The 19,880-nt window shown below is 45.7% G+C and carries 21 protein-coding genes, 1 pseudogene and 1 riboswitch; of the genes and pseudogenes, 9 read left to right on the top strand and 13 right to left on the bottom strand.

Translation table 11 applies throughout. The features are described from left to right. The first annotated feature begins 154 nt into the window (after positions 1 to 154). A complete protein-coding gene (locus DFR28_RS05370; RefSeq protein WP_170131984.1) occupies positions 155 to 994 on the top strand; it encodes an acyl-CoA thioesterase in 840 nt (279 codons plus the stop codon). A gap of 6 nt (positions 995 to 1,000) precedes the next feature. Here the strand turns inward: DFR28_RS05370 and DFR28_RS05365 are convergent, their stop codons facing one another. From DFR28_RS05365 to DFR28_RS05320, 11 genes and pseudogenes are all read right to left on the bottom strand, one after another. Next, a complete protein-coding gene (locus tag DFR28_RS05365) occupies positions 1,001 to 1,870 on the bottom strand; it encodes a phosphotransferase (protein ID WP_113953237.1) in 870 nt (289 codons plus the stop codon). Continuing rightward, on the bottom strand, positions 1,851 to 2,456 hold the full coding sequence (gene pnuC / locus DFR28_RS05360; RefSeq protein WP_113953236.1) for a nicotinamide riboside transporter PnuC: 606 nt from the start codon (positions 2,454 to 2,456) through the stop codon (positions 1,851 to 1,853). Before pnuC ends, DFR28_RS05365 begins: the two co-directional genes overlap by 20 nt. Positions 2,457 to 2,486: 30 nt before the next feature. Next, positions 2,487 to 2,750 carry a YkoF family thiamine/hydroxymethylpyrimidine-binding protein gene (locus DFR28_RS05355; RefSeq protein ID WP_113953235.1) on the bottom strand — a complete coding sequence of 88 codons (264 nt, stop codon included), beginning with the start codon at positions 2,748 to 2,750 and terminating at the stop codon, positions 2,487 to 2,489. Between the two features lie 171 nt (positions 2,751 to 2,921). Continuing rightward, complete coding sequence (locus tag DFR28_RS05350) at positions 2,922 to 5,057, bottom strand: TonB-dependent receptor (RefSeq protein WP_113953234.1); 2,136 nt, start codon at positions 5,055 to 5,057, stop codon at positions 2,922 to 2,924. A 63-nt stretch (positions 5,058 to 5,120) separates the two neighbouring features. Continuing rightward, a riboswitch (TPP riboswitch) is annotated at positions 5,121 to 5,251 on the bottom strand. Positions 5,252 to 5,471: 220 nt separating this feature from the next. Further along, positions 5,472 to 5,795, bottom strand: a complete 324-nt coding sequence (locus tag DFR28_RS05345; RefSeq protein WP_113953431.1) for a DUF2149 domain-containing protein — start codon at positions 5,793 to 5,795, stop codon at positions 5,472 to 5,474. A 9-nt stretch (positions 5,796 to 5,804) separates the two neighbouring features. Beyond that, on the bottom strand, positions 5,805 to 6,248 hold the full coding sequence (locus DFR28_RS05340; RefSeq protein WP_113953430.1) for a MotA/TolQ/ExbB proton channel family protein: 444 nt from the start codon (positions 6,246 to 6,248) through the stop codon (positions 5,805 to 5,807). A 17-nt stretch (positions 6,249 to 6,265) separates the two neighbouring features. Continuing rightward, the gene (locus DFR28_RS05335; RefSeq protein WP_113953233.1) at positions 6,266 to 10,633 is read right to left on the bottom strand and encodes a cobaltochelatase subunit CobN; all 4,368 of its coding nucleotides are present in this window, start codon (positions 10,631 to 10,633) and stop codon (positions 6,266 to 6,268) included. Between the two features lie 547 nt (positions 10,634 to 11,180). After that, complete coding sequence (locus DFR28_RS05330; protein ID WP_113953232.1) at positions 11,181 to 11,966, bottom strand: haloacid dehalogenase type II; 786 nt, start codon at positions 11,964 to 11,966, stop codon at positions 11,181 to 11,183. Between the two features lie 80 nt (positions 11,967 to 12,046). Next, positions 12,047 to 12,208 (bottom strand): tyrosine-type recombinase/integrase, encoded by a 162-nt coding sequence (locus DFR28_RS20040; protein WP_342773273.1) that lies wholly within the window; start codon positions 12,206 to 12,208, stop codon positions 12,047 to 12,049. Then, positions 12,206 to 12,341 (bottom strand): annotated as a pseudogene (locus DFR28_RS20150) (tyrosine-type recombinase/integrase); the annotation flags it as partial. The pseudogene DFR28_RS20150 and the gene DFR28_RS20040, both read right to left, overlap by 3 nt. Positions 12,342 to 12,425: 84 nt before the next feature. Then, on the bottom strand, positions 12,426 to 12,689 hold the full coding sequence (locus DFR28_RS05320; RefSeq protein WP_113953230.1) for a site-specific integrase: 264 nt from the start codon (positions 12,687 to 12,689) through the stop codon (positions 12,426 to 12,428). 594 nt (positions 12,690 to 13,283) lie between these two features. On the opposite strand from DFR28_RS05320, the gene DFR28_RS05315 reads away from it, so the two are divergent. Together DFR28_RS05315 and DFR28_RS05310 are read left to right on the top strand one after the other, a co-directional pair. Further along, on the top strand, positions 13,284 to 13,808 hold the full coding sequence (locus DFR28_RS05315) for a hypothetical protein (RefSeq protein ID WP_113953229.1): 525 nt from the start codon (positions 13,284 to 13,286) through the stop codon (positions 13,806 to 13,808). A 114-nt stretch (positions 13,809 to 13,922) separates the two neighbouring features. Further along, on the top strand, positions 13,923 to 14,564 hold the full coding sequence (locus tag DFR28_RS05310; RefSeq protein WP_113953228.1) for a class I SAM-dependent methyltransferase: 642 nt from the start codon (positions 13,923 to 13,925) through the stop codon (positions 14,562 to 14,564). A gap of 406 nt (positions 14,565 to 14,970) precedes the next feature. Here DFR28_RS05310 and DFR28_RS05305 read toward each other — a convergent pair whose 3' ends face one another. Beyond that, the gene (locus tag DFR28_RS05305; RefSeq protein ID WP_113953227.1) at positions 14,971 to 15,429 is read right to left on the bottom strand and encodes an SRPBCC family protein; all 459 of its coding nucleotides are present in this window, start codon (positions 15,427 to 15,429) and stop codon (positions 14,971 to 14,973) included. Positions 15,430 to 15,442: 13 nt separating this feature from the next. Next, the gene (locus tag DFR28_RS05300) at positions 15,443 to 16,123 is read right to left on the bottom strand and encodes a glutathione S-transferase family protein (protein WP_113953429.1); all 681 of its coding nucleotides are present in this window, start codon (positions 16,121 to 16,123) and stop codon (positions 15,443 to 15,445) included. Positions 16,124 to 16,284: 161 nt separating this feature from the next. Here DFR28_RS05300 and DFR28_RS05295 point away from each other — a divergent pair, with 161 nt between their 5' ends. The 6 genes from DFR28_RS05295 to DFR28_RS05270 all read left to right on the top strand — a co-directional run bounded on the left by DFR28_RS05295 (position 16,285) and on the right by DFR28_RS05270 (position 19,874). Next, entirely contained in the window at positions 16,285 to 16,575 is a 291-nt protein-coding gene (locus tag DFR28_RS05295) for a winged helix-turn-helix transcriptional regulator (RefSeq protein WP_113953428.1), read from the top strand. A 134-nt stretch (positions 16,576 to 16,709) separates the two neighbouring features. Next, entirely contained in the window at positions 16,710 to 17,117 is a 408-nt protein-coding gene (locus DFR28_RS05290; protein ID WP_113953226.1) for a hypothetical protein, read from the top strand. A 105-nt stretch (positions 17,118 to 17,222) separates the two neighbouring features. Next, positions 17,223 to 17,807, top strand: coding sequence for a DJ-1/PfpI family protein (locus DFR28_RS05285; protein ID WP_113953225.1), 585 nt, complete (start codon positions 17,223 to 17,225; stop codon positions 17,805 to 17,807). 96 nt (positions 17,808 to 17,903) lie between these two features. Next, a complete protein-coding gene (locus DFR28_RS05280) occupies positions 17,904 to 18,467 on the top strand; it encodes a hypothetical protein (RefSeq protein ID WP_113953224.1) in 564 nt (187 codons plus the stop codon). A gap of 211 nt (positions 18,468 to 18,678) precedes the next feature. After that, positions 18,679 to 19,164, top strand: a complete 486-nt coding sequence (locus DFR28_RS05275) for a nuclear transport factor 2 family protein (RefSeq protein WP_113953223.1) — start codon at positions 18,679 to 18,681, stop codon at positions 19,162 to 19,164. A gap of 119 nt (positions 19,165 to 19,283) precedes the next feature. Continuing rightward, the gene (locus tag DFR28_RS05270; RefSeq protein WP_113953222.1) at positions 19,284 to 19,874 is read left to right on the top strand and encodes a hypothetical protein; all 591 of its coding nucleotides are present in this window, start codon (positions 19,284 to 19,286) and stop codon (positions 19,872 to 19,874) included. The last annotated feature ends 6 nt before the right edge of the window (positions 19,875 to 19,880 follow it).

Raw genomic sequence — 19,880 nt, 5'->3', positions numbered from 1 at the left:
TAATCTCTGCCTAGCACCACTAAAGGTTACCGTTGAGCGGTCGTTTAACGCGGCCGCTTCGCGTTTTAGAGTCTGGTTGCTAAGGCGGCAATTGCGGTATACTGCGCAGCCAGTATTTCTTATGCATGGCTTGTCGTTAGCCATTGAATTGTCAATGTCATCAGATCAATCTTCCGATACCAGTCTCCTTCATTTTTTGAATTGTGAAGCCTTAGACCTCAACCTGTTTCGTGGCCAGAGCCGTGATTTTAAAACGGGGCAAGTGTATGGTGGGCAGGTACTGGGCCAAGCCATTAAGGCTGCCTATCAAACTACCGATGGCACTCGTGGTATTCATTCTGCGCATGCTTATTTTTTGCTACGGGGCGATGTTGATGCACCAATCATCTACGAGGTTGATCGATCTTTAGATGGTGGCAGTTTTTCATCACGACGAGTCGTAGCGATTCAGCATGGACGGCAAATTTTTCACTTGTCTGCGTCATTTCAAAAGCATGAAGAAGGTCTAGAATACTCCGAGAAATGGCAACCACCTTTCGAGTTGTTGCAACAAGCGCTCGATAAAGGCATTACCGAAGAAACTAATTTTCAATCAGAATACCTGGATGTTTGGTATGTGCCGCACGAACAAGCGACACGTCGAGATAGCACGCAATACTGGTTTAAAACCAAGGAAGCATTACCCGACGACCTAGCCACGCATCATACGGTGTTGGCGTATATTTCTGATATGGGGCCGTTGGAAGCGACCGTCGAGCCGCATTCTTTGAATGCACCTAAGCTCGAGGATCGACATAAGAAAGTAATGCTCGCGACTATTGATCATGCTATTTGGTTTCATCGACCGTTTCGCGCTGATGATTGGTTGTTTTATGAGTGTCGAGCGCAATCCACTGGCAATGGTCGAGGCTTGGCGTATGGGCGTATTTATACTAAGGACGGCACCTTAGTTGCATCGACTTCGCAAGAAGGTTTATTGCGAATACGTCGCTAGCGCGCCTTAGAAATGGAGCGAGCTAGGCGCGCTACTAGGTAGTTGAATTGCTAAGTTAGCCGCCAAGTGGGCAAGTAGTTTAAATCGCTTCGGATTGTCCACACGGTAGTGATTGCCGTATTTATTTAAATGCCACAGTAAATCGCCCCATAACAATGCTAACTGCGCCGCTTGAAAAATAGGCTGATCAATTTTGGCGGCCCAATCCAAAGAATCTTGGCTGGAGCCACTATTTAAGTAAGCACTTGAATACGCGTTTAGAAAGCGCGTTGATTGCTTTGTATCTAATTCAAAATACAAGATTATTGCCGCTAAATCGAACCATGGATTATGCTGCATCGCATATTCCCAATCGATTAACCACGCGCGTTCATTGGTAAACAAACAATTGCTGCGCACCAAGTCGTTATGACATGGGCACCACGGCGTGGGGTCATCAATAAACTGCTGTAATACGGGTAATAGCGTTCGATGTTGTTGCTTGGTCAGTGCGTCAGCGGTGGCTAAATACTGATTACAAAATGACATGAAATCAAAGCGGCTTAGCTCAGTATTAGTGGACTGGTGCAAGGTGCCTAAAGTATGCGCCAGTCTCGCTAGATCAGCTGTTTCAAAAGGCCGAGCCGCTACGTAGGTCATCACCGCGAGGTCATTGTTTGCATAGACTATCGGTGGTGCAATTTGCTGTTCGGCGGCCCAGCTTTGAGCTGACACCGCAATATCAAATGAATGATCGAACAGCTTAACTACCCATTGCTGCTGATTTGCTTCGACTAGCGCTGCGGTGTGATTTTGCCCGGCAGTGAAGTACTCCAGCACACGAGGTTGGCCGGCTAAACCCCAATCTTTCCAGTGTTTAAGGCGTTGGCTTAGCATGCAAAAACTCAATGCGCCAATGGCGGTAGCCGTAAAGAGCAATCACCGTGTAGAACGCAAATAGCAAGGCGTAGAGATACAATTCCTTCTGCCAAAATAGCCACACCGACACCGCGTCGATCACTACCCAATACAACCAGTTTTGTAGAATTTTACGGGTCACCATCCAGGTAGTGATTACCGCGGCCCATGTGGTAAACGAATCGACATACGGCAACGCGGCTTCAGTGTGTCGTGCCAACCAGGTGCCGGAGATTAGCGTAAGTACCACAACCGAACCAATCGCCAGTGCGTGCTGCTTGATGTGCCAAGAACTTATCGCCAGTGGCGAGTGCGTGCTGCTGCCATATTGCCATTGCCACCAACCAAATATCGCCATGCCTAGGTAATACACATTGAGTGCTGACTCCATTAGTAAACTGACGTCCCAAAATAGCCAGATGGCGGTTGCGGTGCCGCCCAGTGCCGCAGGCCAGCACCAGCTATTTTCTTTGGCCGCCAATATCACATAGGCCAAGCCGAATAACACTGACACCAGCTCTAGTGTCGAGGTAGCCTGCCATGCAGCGAGTAATGATTCCGACATCAGTGGCGCTCTACGCTAAAAAGTGCTGGTTTATTCATAGCCCTTTAACTCGCGTGCATCGCCCTGTAAATATTTGCAGACAAACACGATTTTGCCGTATTTCTCCATCGACTGACGCATTGCCGTGTTTAACAGTTCGGTAACGACCTGATAGTCGCCGAAGATGCGAGTACTCATATTTGAGGAGCGAATTTCGACTTCTTCGCAAGTGTTGATGACATCTAGAAAGTCTTTAATTTTGGGTCGGTACTCATCTTGAAGTGGGTACATGCTGATTTCGACAGAAAGTTTCATAGTGATAATAGTCCAACGATTATTTAATTAGATTGATGAGTTTGGTTTAGTAGCAGACAAGCATTTCTGCACCGTATGGAACTCGCAATGACTTTCATATAATGAAGATGCCATTCTGATGAAGTCATTGCGAGTAAATTCAATACGTTTGTCCGGTGTTAACGCTTACTACTAAAAGTCAAACGAGGCACGTACGCCGACCAGCCTTGGCGTACCAAACTGGTTATATGGCTCAGTTTCATAGAACTTACGCGGGTCATTACCAAAGCTGCCAAAGCCGCGAGTTTTAACCAATTCATCGGTTAGGTTTTTACCGTACAAGGCAAGCTCCCAATTCTCAGCGCGGTAGGTCAGTTCTAGGTTCAACAATTCATAGGCATCGGATCTCGCTTCGTGTCGATCAGAAAAATAGAAATCGTCTTTAGCTTCAATCGAGCCGCCAATCGTCCACGCGTCGGACAGGCTTACTTGGCCACCGATTACAACTTGATAAGCAGGCGCATGGGCTTGCTCGCGACCATCGAGGTTATACGGTATGCCATTCTCAAGGTCGGCATTGACATGGTCGAAGGTTAGTAGTTCATCGAACTCGGTATCGAGCAGGCCAACGGTGGTGTACAGTGACACGGCGTCAGACGCTGCCCAGTTTAGTTCAAGTTCGATGCCCTTGTTAGAACCACTTGCGGCATTGTCGGTAAAGTCTGTGAAACCACACGGGCAGGCACCACCGACTTCGCCAGTGGCGATCGAGCTGACAATAGACTGCTTGGTTTGAATTGCATCACGGTCTTGGTAGAACAGCGCCGCTTGCACTTGCAGGCGATCATCATACAGCGCGTGTTTGAATCCCAATTCGTAATTAACCATGGTTTCAGTATCAAATTCACGACGGTCGCCAACTAAGTCTTGGTCTAGATTGAAGCCGCCCGGTTTGAAGCCGCGAGACACCAAGCCGTACACAAACGCACCGGAGTCAGCGCGGTACTCTAAGGCCACACGCCCGCCCCATAGTGATTCATCCGGTGCGGCATTGGCACCATTACTGTCGGTATACTCCACGTCCCGGCGCTCAGAGCGTAAGCCGGTAATCAATGACCACTGATCATTTAGTGCCAAATTCAGTTGACCATAGACAGCGCTATTGCGGGTATCAAAGGCACTGGTAAACGGGCCATCGTTATAGGTGTAATCACGTAGCAAGTCGATGGATTGATCACGATGATACAAACCGGCAACCCAGCTCAAGATAGTGCCTTGCGAGACTAGCTTTAGGTCAATGCTGGTGTTGTCGTTGTCGCGTGTGTATTGATCAAATGATGAGTAAAACCAATCAAAGCCAAATAACTCGCTATCGCAAGCGGTGTTATCACAAATACCGAGGTGGCTCCAGTCTTCGTCGTAGCTGTATTCCAAAACTGAATTAGCGACGCTGGCAAGTGCCTCAATGTGGAGAGTGTCATTTAACTGGTAGTCAGCGCGAATCGATGCGGCACGTGTTTCTTGCCGATCAAACCCTGGCTCGTCGGAATAGGTGTCACGATTGTTGTCTAAGCTGAACGCATCATAGCCGTTGTCGATGTCGGCTAAAAACACTGACATATCTATGTTCAGATCTTGGCTTACTTCACTAATGAATCGAAGTCGAGCGGTGGTTTCATCTATCGCACTAACGTCATCACGACCCAAGAATACGTTGTTGGTGAATCCGTCACTGCTGTATTGCTTCACCGCTAAACGGTAGCCGCTGGTAGCGGAGCTTGGGCCGCTAATAAAGCCAGAGAGCTGCTGCCCACCGAAGTCTTCTAGTCCAACACTGACGTTGGCTGCAAACTCGTCACTAGGTTTGTTAGACACCACATTAATTAAGCCCGCAAGCGCGTTGGCGCCAAACAGCGTTCCCTGTGGGCCGCGCAGTATCTCTATTTGGTCTACGTCTAAGGTGCTTGCCGCAGTGGCAATACCGGTTAGGTCAATACCATCAACGACTACTCCTACTGAGTTAATAATAGGGTCTTGGAATTCGCTGCGTTCGCCGATGCCGCGTATCTGAATAAAGCGACCGCGTGACGCGCCAGTGGCAAAGTTCACATTTGGTGCGAGGTTCAGAATGTCTTCAAGGTGCTGAGCATTACGTTGCTCAATTTGAGCACTGCTTACTACGGTAACGCTATTGGGTAATTCCAACACGCTTTTATCAATAAGTTCAGCCGTAACCATTACTTCTTCAAGTGGTTGCGCCGCGAAGGATGTGCCAGCATAGGTCAGCAATACACTGCTTACCAGACTGGTTATTAGAGGTTGTTTCATATTGGTCTCTTCAGCAAAAAAATGATGAGACCCGGTAGGCGAGAGCGAGGTGTGAAGCGTTCTGTAGAACGTTATTCCCATCCCTACGCCGGTGTTAACCGGATCAGGTTCATGGGGTTTATGCCACCGTTCCAAAGAACATTTAACTAGGCAAATCTCAGGCTGATTCGGTTCAGCCACCCCCTGGGTGCCTTAACTATAAGGCTGGCGCGAGTTTAGCAGATTATTGGTGAGTGTCTAGGAGTAGAGATAGAAATCAGCGGCGCACGGTAATTCCGCTCTACACCGGCACTGATGTTGAGTGCCCATATGCAAAACATAAGGACCAACGTCTATTTACGTTTTTCCGGTGTTGCTGTAGTTTTGCGCGCTTGGCTCGGTTTTGGATGGTTTGATAACTGCCTTCGAGCTGAATCACTGTGCTGACTTGCCGATCAAAATTAGTTTGCCGGTTTTTGGGTCTCGGTAGACTTGTCCTACTGACTCATAGCCTTGCCCAGATGCTTCGCCTTGGCTTGGCATTTGCGGTAGTTCTCGGCCTTGTTCGACGATTCGTTGTGGCGCTTGAGTTTGATCAAAGTGCTCGTTCACATTGTTGCTCATACTGATTAAGGCGGCGATTAAACCGCAGGCAAACACCAACATAAGGTCGAGTAAGTTAGCCAGCGGGCCTAAGGGCTCTTCGTCTTGAGGGTCAAAGCGGTTAGCTGACCATTTTCGTTGCTTATTAGTCGACATCATCAAGGCCTAACGATTCGCTTCCATCTGCGACAAGGTTTGCTCATACCAGCGCCGTCGCAAACGTCCTGCAACAAAGCCTACAATACCGACTAACAGCCCAAGCACGGTGGTGTCGAATGCCACGCTCATGGCCGTAGTCAACACGCTGAGTTCGCCTTCGCCGAGCGCGGCTAAGCCTGGGCCCAGCGGTATTAGCGTGCCCATCAATCCCAGCATTGGTGCTATTCGCGTCAGAAAGTCGGTGCGCTCAATTCGTTTTGCGGCCAATAACTCCAGCTCATCGATCGCACCACTTTTACGCCAACGCTGTAGGCCAATAAAGCGTTCGGTGAACAATGTGCCAACCTCAATCGCGGCCCAGGCGGTTAAGGCAAGTAATGCAATCACCACCGGTTGCAGTAGGTAGCTCACCAGCGCGTGCATAATGCCGAATAGAGATCCGTCGAACATCGTATTAGTCATAGCGTTTAATCCTTATTGTTAATCTTAGGCGTTCGCATGCCGCGAATAATGCCCACTGCAATCAGACAGACAAACAGCAAGATTAACCAACGATAGTCCTGAAACACGGTTTGTGATTGATCGGCTTGTTGAGCCTGTTGGTTGTTGCTATCGGCTTGTTGTGCCGGCGCTAGGTCTGCTTCTTTGAGTTCGGATATGGTTGATGGTGCGGAGGCCACGCTTGAGTCGACCCGTGCGGCATCCAATACCTGCTGAACTTGTGCGAATTGTTGTTCCGAAACATGGTCTTTAAGAAAATCGAAGACCGGATTGTTTGGTGAGGTATGCCCACTACCGGGTAAGCCATGTTGAATAATAAGTTCGGCAAATTGGGCCGAAAGTTGCCTAAGGGTGGCTTCGTCGGCTTGCCAGAATTGTTTTTGTGCGGCAACAAGCATGACTGCCAACATATTGCTTTTAACATGCACATTATGATTCTGTTGTAGAAAGTCACTCAAGCCAATCTGATGCTTGTCGTCGATATACACCGACTTAACGTCATCCCAAACCCAAGACTTGACCACATCTGGGTTGGTCACTTGCCAACCCCATAGATACTCAAAAAATTCACTGCCCATGGTGCGCGCACCGGCATAGCCTTCATCCATTAATGGCGTTAACCATTGCGGATTAAGGAAGCGTCCGCGAAGTTCAGACAATAAAGCCACACTCAGAGGCTCAACCGATATTTTAGTGCTATCGGCGTGCGCCAATATAAAGTTCTCCGGTACTCGGCCTTTAGTTGTCTCGACCGCCAAACTCAATCCACCGAGATAATCAAAGGTGTCGTTGTTATCAAGCAAGCCATATAGATTGCTCGAGCGCCCTAAATAAGTGTTGCCCACTTGGCTGATTCGCCGTTTGAACAACCCTTGCTGGGGTTCGCCGTGCAACGTAGCGCCATAGGCATGGCCCATACGGCGTAAATACACGGCGCCAATTTCAGAGCGATGTTGCCAGCTACCCGAGCGTTCGACCATGCGATTTACGCCAGCGCCGTACGCGCCTGGCGCATCTCCAAATATCCGGTAAGTAGCTTGTCGACCAGCTAATTCGGCGGAAATACCCGCCTGCAAGTTTGCTCGCGCATCGGCTACCCATTGTTTGGCAACGTGATTGATTGCGAGTGGTTCTTTACCCGGGTTCTGTAATTCGCCCAGCGGTGACAGCGCAGCATTTAATGCTAAGGACAGCGCCGGATAACGACTGCGAATTTCATCGGATGAAGCATCTAAGGCCATTAGCACGGCTTGTTCCAACCAGGCAATGTGGGCGCCATACAGATCACGAAACAGCCCCGAGGTGGTGTATAAGGTATCGCGCCGAGTTCGCGGCGCGCCATTTTCGGTCAAGTTGGCAATATCCAAACGCTCAAGGCGCTGCACGATGCCACGACTACTCCACACCGGTTTGATACCCAGCATATCAAAACCGAAGGCGATCATTGCGCCTTCATCTCGCACAACATCCGATGCCCACAGTACAATCGCGTCTGACTCGGTCGTCTCGTTAGTGTGTGTTAATGAACGCGCTTTAGTCGCCAACTCAACGCCGACCTCGTAGCCCAAACGAGACGGAATTAAGCCGCCATCTAGAGCATAAAAGTTACGACCTGTTGGTAGTACTTCGGGAGTTCTAATGGGGTCATTGCCTTTACCTGGCTGCACATAGTGACCATTTAACCCGTTCTCGAGTGCTTGCATTTCAGCTTGTGGCGAACGGCTAAGCTTGGTGTGCCAATCTGCGCCACGCTCGCCGCCTTGCTGCATTGAGGTCAGCATGGTTGAAATGGCTTGCGGCGACCAGTCTTGCCCAAAGGAGTGCAGACCGAGTGGCATAAAGTCTTCTTGTAACTTGGTTAAATAGTGGCCAACTTCGTGCACCAGTAATTCGTCGTCAACTTGGTCATAAGCGCTAACCCCGCGAATTTCTAGCTCGCCTTCCATACTTTTGGTGAGCTCGTCACTCAGTTTTAACTCGTCAACCAGTTGCTTAATCGCCACAATTGCCCGATGCCGCATGGCACCGGCCGCTTCTGGCGCGGTTTCATAGCTCTCGACCAATTGCCGCAGCTCAAGTAGGCGGTCATACAACTCCGTGCTTTCTAGCGGCGGCGTTAAATGATCAACCATGACCGCCAAGCCACGTCGTTTAGCTTGAATACCTTCGCCGACTCCGTCTACGATATATGGGTAGACACTTGGCAGATCATCAATTAGCGCCAAAGGATAATCAACCTCGCCCATGCCGACTCGATGCCGAGGTAGGAACTCATAGGTGGAATGACGCCCTAAATGGACTAATGCGTCGGCTTGAAAGTCGTGTCTCAGCCATTGATAAAACGCGAGATATTGATGCGTTGGCGGAAACGACAAGTTGGCATGCAGGATCTCTTCGTTAAGCTCCCAGCCACGCGGAGGTTGAGGCCCAACAAAGACATTGCCAAACTGAATGCCTGGAATCAACAGTTCGTTGTTATGCACCATCACCTTGCCCGGCGCTTGCCCCCAACCGCGAAGGCCTTCGATGCCACTTTCAGCAATCGCGTTGGTTAATCGTTCGGCCTGATTCCAATCAACCTTGGATGATTGATATACCGTCTGAAGCTGAGCTAATAGGTCAATAACTCGGTCACGCGCGGCATGGTCGGCGCCTTCGAGCGCGTGTTTTAGGTCTTCACTAACACGCCGCACGAGGCGTTGCGCCGTTTCAGGGTCGTCAAACGTCATCGCCGTTTTCAGCATTACGTGTAGATAGCCGAGTGGGCCGTTCTGCATTTCGTCTTGAATTAGTGGCGGTAGCTCGTCAAACCATTGCTGATACTGTGGTGCCGATATTGTCGTAACTTTGTTGGACATTGCCGCTAAAGCGCCGCGATCTTCAGGCAGATTGACGCCACGGTCTTGCAAAAGGTCGAGCAGTGCTTGGCGTGTTTTAGGAAGCTCGCCAGTGTCGTAACCTTGGCGTTTTAAGTGGGTTAAAATGCCCAGCAATGACTCGGGCACATTGAGGTTATCGGCACCAATATTGTGTCGCCCCGGGGGATGGTTGTAATAGATGATGGCGATTTTTTTGTCGCTATTGGCTTTAGTTTGCAGCGTGATCCACCGCTTAACCCGTCGCGACAATAGTGATACCTGCGATTCTATTGGTTTGGAGAGTGCCAGCTTGACGCCGGTTTGTGGGTCAATCGAAGCGCTCGTCATGGCCGCAACCACCAAGGGCTGTGATACACCTTGTAACTCAGGCATCGCTACTCGGTAATGCACGCTGTCCCAGCGCAACCCTTCTTCGGAGACGCGCCACTCATCGGCGGTTACATCGGTTAAACGTAAGCCCTTTATTACTGGAACACCGAGTTCGGCCAGCGACGCATTGACCGCCGCGCGACCATCACCACCACCAAGCACAAAGTTTTGCAGTGACACGATGGCCGACAGTCGACCTTTTTGCTGCGCCAATAATTCGACGGCGCGCACTGTGGGAGCGCCCCATTTTGCGAGTACGCGCAGGCATTTCACTTCGCCATCTAGGGTTTTAGCGCTGAGTTCACCACAGATCTGGTCGATTAAAGCACGTTCACCAGGGCGACCGCCGGTTTCGTAATCGACAATGGCAACCCATTTAAAATCAGTAGAGAGCGCTACGTTTTGTGCATCTATCGGCTTGTCGTCAATAAACATTCTGAGCGGTTGATGTACTGTTGGTGTTGGTACTGAGATGCTGACACCAGCCAAAGCCGCGAGATGACGAAACAGTCCGTTCATATTGTCGGTATCGCGATCAGACCAATATGTTTTCGCAAGCAACCATGAACGATATTCAGAAAATTGTTCGAGTCTAGTTGCCGACCATTGCATTGCGTCGTTGTTTGGCCCAGCTGGTGGGTCTTTCATTAGCTCGTCGATATTCGCGCCCGCAAGCATGGATTGCTGATTGCGGTGCGAAGCGGTCACTAGTTTTCGATCACTGTGTACCGCAACAAATGATTTTATTAGTTTTGCATCAGCGACATAGCGCTCGAACGTGTTAACTGGGTCGCCAAATACACCGCCAACAAATACGATGTCGGCTGCGCTAAGTAGCTCGCGACGCTTCGCTTCGGGCAAATCACTGAACTGATCGGTGGTGCGTAAAATTATTTTGTGCGTAGGGTTTTCACGTAAAAACTGATGCGCGCCACTTAATACATCGGCTGTGTTACGCGGTGACACAACCGCTAGAATATTGACTGCAGACACTGCATTAGAAAAACACAGCAAGCTGATGAGAATAAATTTTGTGACTAGAAACTTCCAAACTTGACGTTTCAAAATGTGACGAACAACAACCATAAGGCGAGACACCAACTATTCTGTTGATCCGTCTATCGGTGACAAACGCGATCAAGCTACATTAACAATCCTTGAAAAATAGCTAGGAGCAACAGCGTTGTGCTTTCAACAAAGCAATAACGAGTATGCTAGAACTGGCCGTTTCGCGAGGCAACTTACTTAAGTTTGCAGGTAGTCGGACTTTGTGTTCACGGCTTAATCTCTGTTAAACCGGTCACATTACCGTTGCGCGTCAGTGCTGGATTCTCACCAGCTTCCCCTGCTAAAGCTCAGAAACATTGAATGAATTCTGAGGCCAAGGAAATGTAACGCAAATTGAATTAAATAGCTAAGGCGAATTTTAATGCCGAGCATTGCCGGTATTGGTGTTAATGGTTGTTGGGCAACCAACATCAGACAGCGGTGATTTGCAGGTTAGCGGAGTTTAGTGAGCGAACTATTTTGCTAGGAATGGTTTTATGTTGTGCTGTCAATGTGGTGGCGGCAGAGCAGTTATTTCAAGCTTGGGTCCCGCTTAAGAAAAGCGTGCTCTGGCGCTCGTTAATTTTTACTTGAGCTGAGCTAATGTGCTCGCTAATTCATTTACGTCTAACACATTGTAATCAGGCTTTGCGGCCAGCGGGAATAACACTTTACCTTGTCGATGAATAAACGCTGTTTGTAAGCCGGCTTTGCTAGCGCCTGCGATATCCCAACCATGAGCCGCGACCATTAAGGCTTCATCAGCATTAACGCCTAGGTCTTTGATGGCCCATTGATAAGTGCTCAGATGCGGTTTAAATACGCCTACTGATTCAATGCTCAAATTAGCGTCGAAATACTGACTCAATCCAGCATTCTCGAGTTGTAGTTGCACACCCTTTAACGACGAATTGGTTAATGTCACCAGCTTATAACCTTGGGCTTTTAGTTTAGCCAAACCTTGTGCCACATCGGCATGCGGCGGCAGCGAGCGGAGCGGTGTCAAAATAGCGGTTTTGGCATTGTCTTGAGTGATTTCTATGCCATTAATTTCGGCCACCATTTGCAAAGCCGCTACACCAATATTGCCAAAGCTCTCGTATTCACCGGTCGCTGAAACAACCAATGAGTGATGGAGCATAGTCGAGAACCACAATGGTAATAAATCATCTCGCCCACCAATTGCCGCGCCAACAGATTTACGCATGCTTTCGAGGTCGAGCAAGGTTTCGTTAACGTCGAAAATAATTACCTTAGGTTTGCCTAAATGCGCTTCGGAGGCCACTGTGGGTTTATCTTCGTTTGCATAGAGATTGTTAAAGCCAAGCAGCAAAACTACTAAGAGAAGGGGATGTAAAGCACGGATTTTCATAAAAGCACTGTAGCTATGTGAGTAAAAATTAGAGCCAACAGTATACGTCGTTCACCAAGGAATAAGGTGAAAAGCAACTCTTACAGTGCGTCTATCGGGCTACGAATTCTCGCGCCATGTTTATAAAGTACATGCGTATAGATTTCGGTGGTCGACACACTTGCGTGACCAAGTAGTTCTTGGATTACTCGTATATTGGTTCCCGCCTTTACTCTTTGCGATGCAAAGCCGATTAGCCTCAAAATCTATCTCTTTGAGTCTCAGAGAAAGTGCCTCACCTAGCCTCAGCCCACTACCATAAAGTAGTTGAACCACTAATTTATTGGGCGATGCTAAAGAATCAATTACCGTTTTAGCCTCCAGCTCGGAAAGCACCACCGGAATTTTGGGACCAAGCTTGGCTGGTGTAAAGTTGAGCTTGCTTAGAGGCTTCTGCAGAAATTGATTGAACAAAAAGGCTTACGCATTAAGTGCTGATTTTTGGGAATTAATAGATACATTCTCTACCGTAACGATGTGATGAAGGAACTGCTCGACGTCTCGCTGACTCATATCAACTGGATGAAGCAAATGATGATATTTGATAAAGCGTTTTATCCAGCCGCAATAGGCTCGTTCGGTAGACGCACTTAAACCCTTCTGCCTGATCGATAATCTAAGGCGGTGCATGAATTTAGTGGGCACCGCCGGCAAATTTGGTCTTCCCCTGAGTTTGTTCGACATAATTCACTCCTTGAATTCTTTCGTCGTTAACGATAGGTTAGCATACAAGAAATATCCATGCAGACCAGATATTTTCTATTTAATGCTAAGTGTTTCAACCACTTAGGAAAAAAGGGTCAAAAAAAATATCACGTCACAACGACTGGATATTGTTTTTTAAAAGTCTAACGCATTGATTTTAAAGGATTAACCGTGACCACAGAAAAAATATCCAAGCAAAAAATATCCAGTCATTATGCCGGATAATAAAACTGTTAGGTGTGTTCTGTCTGTTTAGCTAAAACGGTCGTTGATAATAAGGTTTTTGTTGGTGCAAGTTTCCGTAGGTGAGGCAGTCTAGAAAACTGGTTCATCGTTGTAAGTTAAGTATTTATATCGTTTTGGTCGAACAGCATTTTTATCACTAAACGAATTCTGATAGTCTGGTTGAGTAAACGAAAGCAATGGGTTTTGTTCTATGGAGGCAAAAGGAAGTGCATCAAGTCATCGAAAAAGTCACACCACCTAACAAGGCGTCAAAGTTCACTCCGCCAACAAGTTGGCTCCGCGGGACGGCTGCTACGCGCCGCCCCTTGGCTTGGCGTTAGAACTATCATGAGCGAATACATCAGTCCACAAGAAAAACATTTAAAGGGTGGTCATCGCCCTAACATGGAGAATGCAAAGCTAGAGCTACACAGACTAGTTGCGATATTTCTCTCAAGTAGAAAATTCTCTGAACTGGTTGAAGATCCTACGGGTGAAAAATACGATCCAATATTAGATATTCAAGAATTCGAGTCAGATGAAATAACTCGAATACTTCTCTACTTATCAACACTGGCACGTGTGATAGACGATCGAGAGGAGAGGTTTTTTAACGTATTAGCTACGAATTGTGGCTACTTATACATGGGCGATGGTTTCTCAAAAAAACAAGATTTGTCTCTTAGGGAAGCTTGCAATAAGATTATTCACGCGACGAAAATAAGTGGAGATATAGATCAGAGCACTCAGCCGCCACATCTAAATCCTGTAATATATTTCTATGGTACTACTTTAGGAGGAAAAGACTGGAAAGCAGAGCTCGATATCATAGAGTTTGCAAAAAAATATGCATCTATTGCGTGCAAGTTCTAACAAGTGTAGTCACCTGACACAAATTGCTACGCGCCTCTTTGTGTTTTCGCTACGCTCAATTATACACAAACGGCACTCCACAATTTGTGCAGGTGCTACAGGCGTTAGGCGGCAATGCATAAAACTAGTGAGTTAATTACATTGAGTATTGTTGCAGGCACTAAAGGTTACGAGAAAGTAGTAGAGGCTTTTACTGAGGCGAGTTTCAACTTGGACTTTGAGGAAATCAGTTCTGATTTTCTTCAGTTTTTACCTCAAGCTCCCGCCAGAGTGCTTGATGCAGGCTCAGGAGTGGGACAAAATTCTGCCGCATTAGCTAAACTAGGCCACTCAGTAGTTTCGGTAGAGCCTCTAAATGAATTCCTTCAAATAGCAAAGTCTAAATATCAAGGTCTAGATATTACATGGATCAATGATAGCTTACCAAGACTCAATAAAGTTGATGTTTGTGCGGGGTTGTTTGATTTTGTATTGATTGATGGTGTCTGGCATCACCTTTCCATTGAGGAAAGAAGACATTGCATTCGGAGATTAGCGGAAATTGTTAATATTGAAGGTATTTGTGCAATTTCTCTTAGGAATGGCCCAGCAGGTGCCGGCACGCATGTATTCTCGACTTGTAATGATGAACTAGCCACATATGCAAATGAATATGGTTTTCAAATTGTACTTCTATTAGAAAATCAATCTAGTAAAATGCAAAATAAGCCAAACGTAATTTGGTCACGTGTGGCATTAAAAAAGGTTGGTTCGTGACAGAGAGAGCGCCTAACAAACAGCGCAACTCGGACTTCGGCGCTATCGCACCTCCGCCGGTTCGCTGGGCGTTATGTTTCAGACGGAGATAATGCAGAATAGATTTCCACTCAATGTAGAAGGCGATTTTTACACATCCGGTACCCGAGACCGGAATGGTGAGTGGTGCGGTGACTGTTTAGATTGTGCCTTAATGGCCATGGCTCAGTAGCTCTTAATAATAAGGTATACATTATGGGAGGGGCCGCAAAAGTGGGACCACAAGAAACACTAGCTACAACTTTAATCTTGGCTAAAGATTAAATTTTTTACATTCAGGGCAGTGTTTACAGTCGCACATAACAAGCTGTTTAAAAAGGACAAAATACAGTTGGCTTTTGCTCCTTCGTCGCTTAATTTTAGCTACCTAGGTACCATGGGGCTCGCCAATACCTGTATTCAAGTATTTTTTTAGGCTGTTAAGGAAAAAGTGATCCCAGCCAGCTTCGCATACGTCATAGCAATCCTTTTTTTGAGTTAGTCCCTCATGAGTGAAGTTAATTTTCACTTGATTTCCAACGCTCTCAACCTTGAAACGTAAAGATGAGCCAAGCCACTCGGTTTTGGATGCTTCTGGCTTTTCTAAAATTATATGATGCGCATCAACACATTCAAGTTCTACATATTGGTCAGGTATGAGTTCTTTTGCCTCAAATGTCCAGTAAGATACTTGTGGTGGAAATCTAAATGTTATTCGATCTCCCAGTTTACTAAATATACCATCACATGGCGTCCACCACTGTGAGTAGCCACTGGTTAGCGCTCGGTATGCTTCGTGTGTTTGAGCATCAACAATAATACTCTGTTCGTAATTTTCAGAATTCATTCTAATATCCTCATTATTCGTTCCAATGATAGGGTAGAGTTTTATTCATGTTTGGTAGCGCTTCGATTCTCTCTCTCCACGCAAATAGCATTGGATAATGTTCGTCAAAATGGTCAAACCCTATTGCGCCCATAAGGTCAGGCTTTCGCTCAATAGCTCGCTTTACGAGGCGAATTTCAGGAAATACGATTGCTTCTGCTGCACTAGGGTTTTCTCCTGCAAGGAAAAGATTTCTGGCTAATAATTTTTCTAGATAAGCGCACTCAGCATGCATCTTTTCACTTGCCGCTTGTAAAGTATTCATTGCTTCACTGTTACTATTCGGCAAGTTAACGTTTTCAACTAGAATAGGTCGTAGTAGTTTATTTGTAGCGTTACGTAGGTGATCACAGCCTTCCATAGTGATTTGCCAAATATTTTTAGCTTCATCATTTGTCTCTCCAAATAAAGGTTTTTTTGGGTATTCTCTATCTAGCCAAGCCAATATCGCAATAGAGTCATGGATTATCGTTCCATTATGCTCAATAACAGGAATCATTCCTCTTGGGTTTATTTTAAGGAATTCGGTTTGTTTATGTTCTTGCTTTGAGCCTTGCAAATAATGAATATTATATTCAAGGTCTTTCAACGTTAACCCGATAAGAACACGCCATCCCCTCGGTGCTCCGCTTATAGTGTAAAGTTTTATCGCCATCTGCCTGCCTTTGTTCATGAATAGATTTATCTGTAGTTTATAGCTATGGTATGATATTACAAGAAGGCAGTTTTATAGTGTATAGCATCAAAAACAATACTAAGGATAAAAAAGTGTCCAAAAAGAAAGCTGATAAAGAATCAAATGGAGAGTTGTGTCCAATGCCCGATATTGCAAAGTTAATTGGCGGTAAATGGAAACTTATAATTCTTCAAATTTTGATTTTTCATGGCATGAAACGGTTTAATGAGCTACGTAGAAAGATTGATGGAATTACTCAAACGATGTTAACGAGCCAACTACGCGCATTGGAAAAAGATGGCCTTGTTAGCCGTAAGATTTACCCCGAGGTTCCCCCTCGAGTTGAGTATACTGCAACAAAAAAAGCAATAGCTTTAAGTCGTATGTTTAAAGAAATGCATAACTGGTGGATAAAATATGAAAGTGAGTAATACTTAAATGATGTTTCAGTATTTTGCTCAAATGCATAACAAGCCCATCAAATACGTTCCAGCCGCAAAAAGCGCGGCTTCCACCGGACTGCCTACGCGTTGCTTCGGCATCCGTTTATGGTGGCGTTAGATGCATGATTGATTTTTCAGGAATTGTTTTTAATGCGTACAAGAAAAAAAGCGGAAATATCTCTTTGCACGCTAGAGGGTATCTGCTCATTCCCACAAACATCGGCTTTTCATTATCAGCTTATCTAAGGGACATCGGATGTTGGATATACGTTCCTGGAGAAAAAGAGCACGAGTGTCAATCAATCTCAATCGGGCACGAGATAGAGTGTGAATTTGATGGAATGACAATGATGCACGACTATCACATTGAAACAGTTTTACCATTTGAAAAAATTAACACCTGTGTTGCGGACGTAAAGATCGTATACCATTTAGCATTCGCGAACTCAGAACACGAGGAGCCAAAGGTCTTAAATATGAGAGTTGCCATTATCAAAAAGTACAAAAGCACTAATGCGAAAAGCATCTAACAAGGCGTCAAAGTTCACTCCGCCAGCAAGCTGGCTCCGCGGGACGGCTGCTTCGCTACATAGCCGCAGCTTGCTGCGGCGTTATGAGTTCAGGAGAGCCAAACATTGAATGTAGGAATATATATTTACGAAAATGCTGAAGTACTAGATTTTTCTGGTCCATTTGAAGTGTTTTCTACAGCAAGTAGGTTATCTGAACCAAAAGATATTTTTAATGTTTTTCTCTTGGCTGAGGGGAAAGATCCAGTAAATGCTAGGGGTGGCTATAAAATTCTTCCTCATTATAGTATTACTGACAACCCTGATATAGATATACTAATTGTAGTTGGTGGTATCCACACTGAAGAATTAAGAAAACCATCTGTTATAAATTGGGTATGTAAAACAGCAAAAAATGCAAAAACTGTTGCATCCGTTTGTACTGGCGCCTTTATTCTTGCAAAAGCTGGTTTGCTCTCAAATCTAAAGGTTACTACCCACTGGGAAGATATTGATGATTTACGAAAATCATTTCCAGATTTAACCGTTGTCGATTCTCAAAGATGGGTGGACGAAGGAAAATATATTACCTCTGGTGGTATTTCAGCAGGTATCGACATGAGTCTCCATTTAGTTTCAAAACTCACTAATTTAGAACTAGCGGTAAAAACAGCAAGGCAAATGGAATATGAGTGGACTAAGAACTCATAACAAGGCCATTAAAAATCGCACAACAAAAAGCACGTTGTGCTGGACTCGCAAGATCGCCTTTTAGGGCGGCGCTATACGCACTGGAGTTAAAAAATAGTGGATAATATCGTCGACATTGTCGAAAGTTTACTTCTAGAACCCCCTCGAAAATTGGTTCCAATACTCGAGAATGGTCACTCGGAACGCTCTAGCCCCTACGAAATACCTGATTTGTCTGATTACGATTTTAATCGAGATAGTATGCTTTGTGGGGCGACTTCTACATTATGCTTTGATCATATGTCCGAACTCGATCCTCGTCATACGGAGAATGGGGCTCCAGAAAAAATGATTACTTCTTTCAATCAAAGATATCAGTCATACGTACAAACATTGTCTAAGCGTTACCGAGAACCACAAATTACCGGTTCTTTACATGAAGGTCATTGGGGTATTGGCGTTGCGAGTGAAATTGATAATTTGCGTATTGGAAGCAAAACAGATTTTACGCTATGGATAAAAGGAACCCATGAAAAGAAAAATATATTTTTAGTCAATACGTGTGATATCGGTGATAGTGAATTCACTTCACAGATATGGGTATATTGTGCTTTAGAGCAAAACGATCTATCTTCGTCTACTACTTTACCTTGGTGGAAATCGGTTAAATTCTGGAGATAAGCTTGCCGCGATACAAGCTTACAAAACTGAAAATAGGTGCGGCATATCAGAAGCACAAAACAAGAGGAAGAATACATTTCTAAACATAAACATCTAGGGTGAGAGAAAGCTGTATAACAAGTTTTCTCCGCGGGATGGCCTGCTTCGCGCCGACCCTGGCTTGGTGTTATATGCATTCAAATTCTGACTATGGATTACATACGAGGTAGAAATGAACACTCCAACTAATATATTAATTTTGGTGGCATTCTCGTTTTTTTTAATGGGTACACTGGATGCGAAAGAAGGCAGAAGAACTAATTTAGAAGAATCCAACCTGAGACAGGCAGTCTATTGTATGGATATACTAGAAAATAGGCCCGACTTAGAAGCTTCGCACCGGATAAGCATTTTGCGTAACGAATGCTACAGTGAAAACTTTATTGAGCACGCCCCTAACATTCAGGATGGGCGAGAAGCACTATTGAGCTTATTTGAAAAACGATTTAAGAAGTATCCTGAACTTTCAATGTCTATTAAACGAACTGCTTCCGAAGGCGACCTTGTTTGGATTCACCTGCATGTAAAACATACGCCAGACTCTCATGGCGGTGCTGGCATTCATATATTCAGGATGAAAGAGGGAAAGATTGTCGAGCATTGGGGTGTAAATCAACCTGTCCCGGAAAAATCAAAAAATGATAATACAATGTTTTAGGCTGTTTACGCCTGTTGCATATAACAGGCTTAGAAACTGTATTTCACTACGTTCATTCGGATGCGCAAAAAGCGCGCGCCCGTTTTAACAGCGTTTTGTCGCTAGCACTTGGATATTCAATGAAATCTTGGACCTCTTTTGACAAGTTTGTAGCTTTCAGTGTCGTGCTGTTATTGTTGTACTCGATAGCATTATTGGTCAATGCACATCTCGCTGGTGAGAACATTGCCCATTGGGTATGGGGTCGACATCAGAACCAGTTCTCTTGGTACTCCCGCCCATTGTTTCTTATTCCTGCGTGCTACTACGCCTATCGCCGCAAGCTCTGGCTGATCGTTGGATTTATGGCGCTGCTTTTATGCAGCTTATTCTGGTTTGCTGCGCCAGAGAACGTACCAGAGCATGTAAGCGGATATCTTGAATGGGAAAAACAGTTGTTTTTTTCAAACAACTCTATTGTTCCCCTAATTTCGCTGTTGGTGGCTGTGGTTTTATTTCTGATTGGATTGTTTTCGGCTATCTGGTACCGAAGTTATTGGCTTGGATTGGTCCTAATCAATATTGGTACTCTAGCAAAGATTGTTATTAGTGTTGCGCTGGGGAATGAGTTTGGCACGTCGGCCGTTATACCATCACTATCAAGCTTGGCGATAATAAATTTCGTTGCGTTCATGGCATGGCGATTGTTTAATGCCAAACAAGAGAGTTAGCCGGCG

Source organism: Arenicella xantha, assembly GCF_003315245.1.
Classification (GTDB): Bacteria; Pseudomonadota; Gammaproteobacteria; order Arenicellales; family Arenicellaceae; genus Arenicella; species Arenicella xantha.
Note: the sequence above shows the minus strand (reverse complement) of the source record. Positions and strands in the feature narration are given on the sequence as shown.

Bases quoted from the DNA above. Each gene is read 5' to 3' on its own strand.
- DFR28_RS05340 (WP_113953430.1), bottom strand. From the start codon at position 6,248: ATGTTCGACGGATCTCTATTCGGCATTATGCACGCGCTGGTGAGCTAC.
- DFR28_RS05345 (WP_113953431.1), bottom strand. From the start codon at position 5,795: ATGTCGACTAATAAGCAACGAAAATGGTCAGCTAACCGCTTTGACCCT.
- DFR28_RS05365 (WP_113953237.1), bottom strand. From the start codon at position 1,870: ATGCTAAGCCAACGCCTTAAACACTGGAAAGATTGGGGTTTAGCCGGC.
- DFR28_RS05305 (WP_113953227.1), bottom strand. From the start codon at position 15,429: ATGAATTCTGAAAATTACGAACAGAGTATTATTGTTGATGCTCAAACA.
- DFR28_RS05320 (WP_113953230.1), bottom strand. From the start codon at position 12,689: ATGTCGAACAAACTCAGGGGAAGACCAAATTTGCCGGCGGTGCCCACT.
- DFR28_RS05315 (WP_113953229.1), top strand. From the start codon at position 13,284: ATGAGCGAATACATCAGTCCACAAGAAAAACATTTAAAGGGTGGTCAT.
- DFR28_RS05310 (WP_113953228.1), top strand. From the start codon at position 13,923: ATGCATAAAACTAGTGAGTTAATTACATTGAGTATTGTTGCAGGCACT.
- DFR28_RS05290 (WP_113953226.1), top strand. From the start codon at position 16,710: ATGATTGATTTTTCAGGAATTGTTTTTAATGCGTACAAGAAAAAAAGC.
- DFR28_RS05355 (WP_113953235.1), bottom strand. From the start codon at position 2,750: ATGAAACTTTCTGTCGAAATCAGCATGTACCCACTTCAAGATGAGTAC.
- DFR28_RS05335 (WP_113953233.1), bottom strand. From the start codon at position 10,633: ATGGTTGTTGTTCGTCACATTTTGAAACGTCAAGTTTGGAAGTTTCTA.
- DFR28_RS05300 (WP_113953429.1), bottom strand. From the start codon at position 16,123: ATGGCGATAAAACTTTACACTATAAGCGGAGCACCGAGGGGATGGCGT.
- DFR28_RS05275 (WP_113953223.1), top strand. From the start codon at position 18,679: ATGAACACTCCAACTAATATATTAATTTTGGTGGCATTCTCGTTTTTT.
- DFR28_RS05295 (WP_113953428.1), top strand. From the start codon at position 16,285: ATGCCCGATATTGCAAAGTTAATTGGCGGTAAATGGAAACTTATAATT.
- DFR28_RS05370 (WP_170131984.1), top strand. From the start codon at position 155: ATGTCATCAGATCAATCTTCCGATACCAGTCTCCTTCATTTTTTGAAT.
- DFR28_RS05350 (WP_113953234.1), bottom strand. From the start codon at position 5,057: ATGAAACAACCTCTAATAACCAGTCTGGTAAGCAGTGTATTGCTGACC.
- DFR28_RS05330 (WP_113953232.1), bottom strand. From the start codon at position 11,966: ATGAAAATCCGTGCTTTACATCCCCTTCTCTTAGTAGTTTTGCTGCTT.
- pnuC (WP_113953236.1), bottom strand. From the start codon at position 2,456: ATGTCGGAATCATTACTCGCTGCATGGCAGGCTACCTCGACACTAGAG.
- DFR28_RS05270 (WP_113953222.1), top strand. From the start codon at position 19,284: ATGAAATCTTGGACCTCTTTTGACAAGTTTGTAGCTTTCAGTGTCGTG.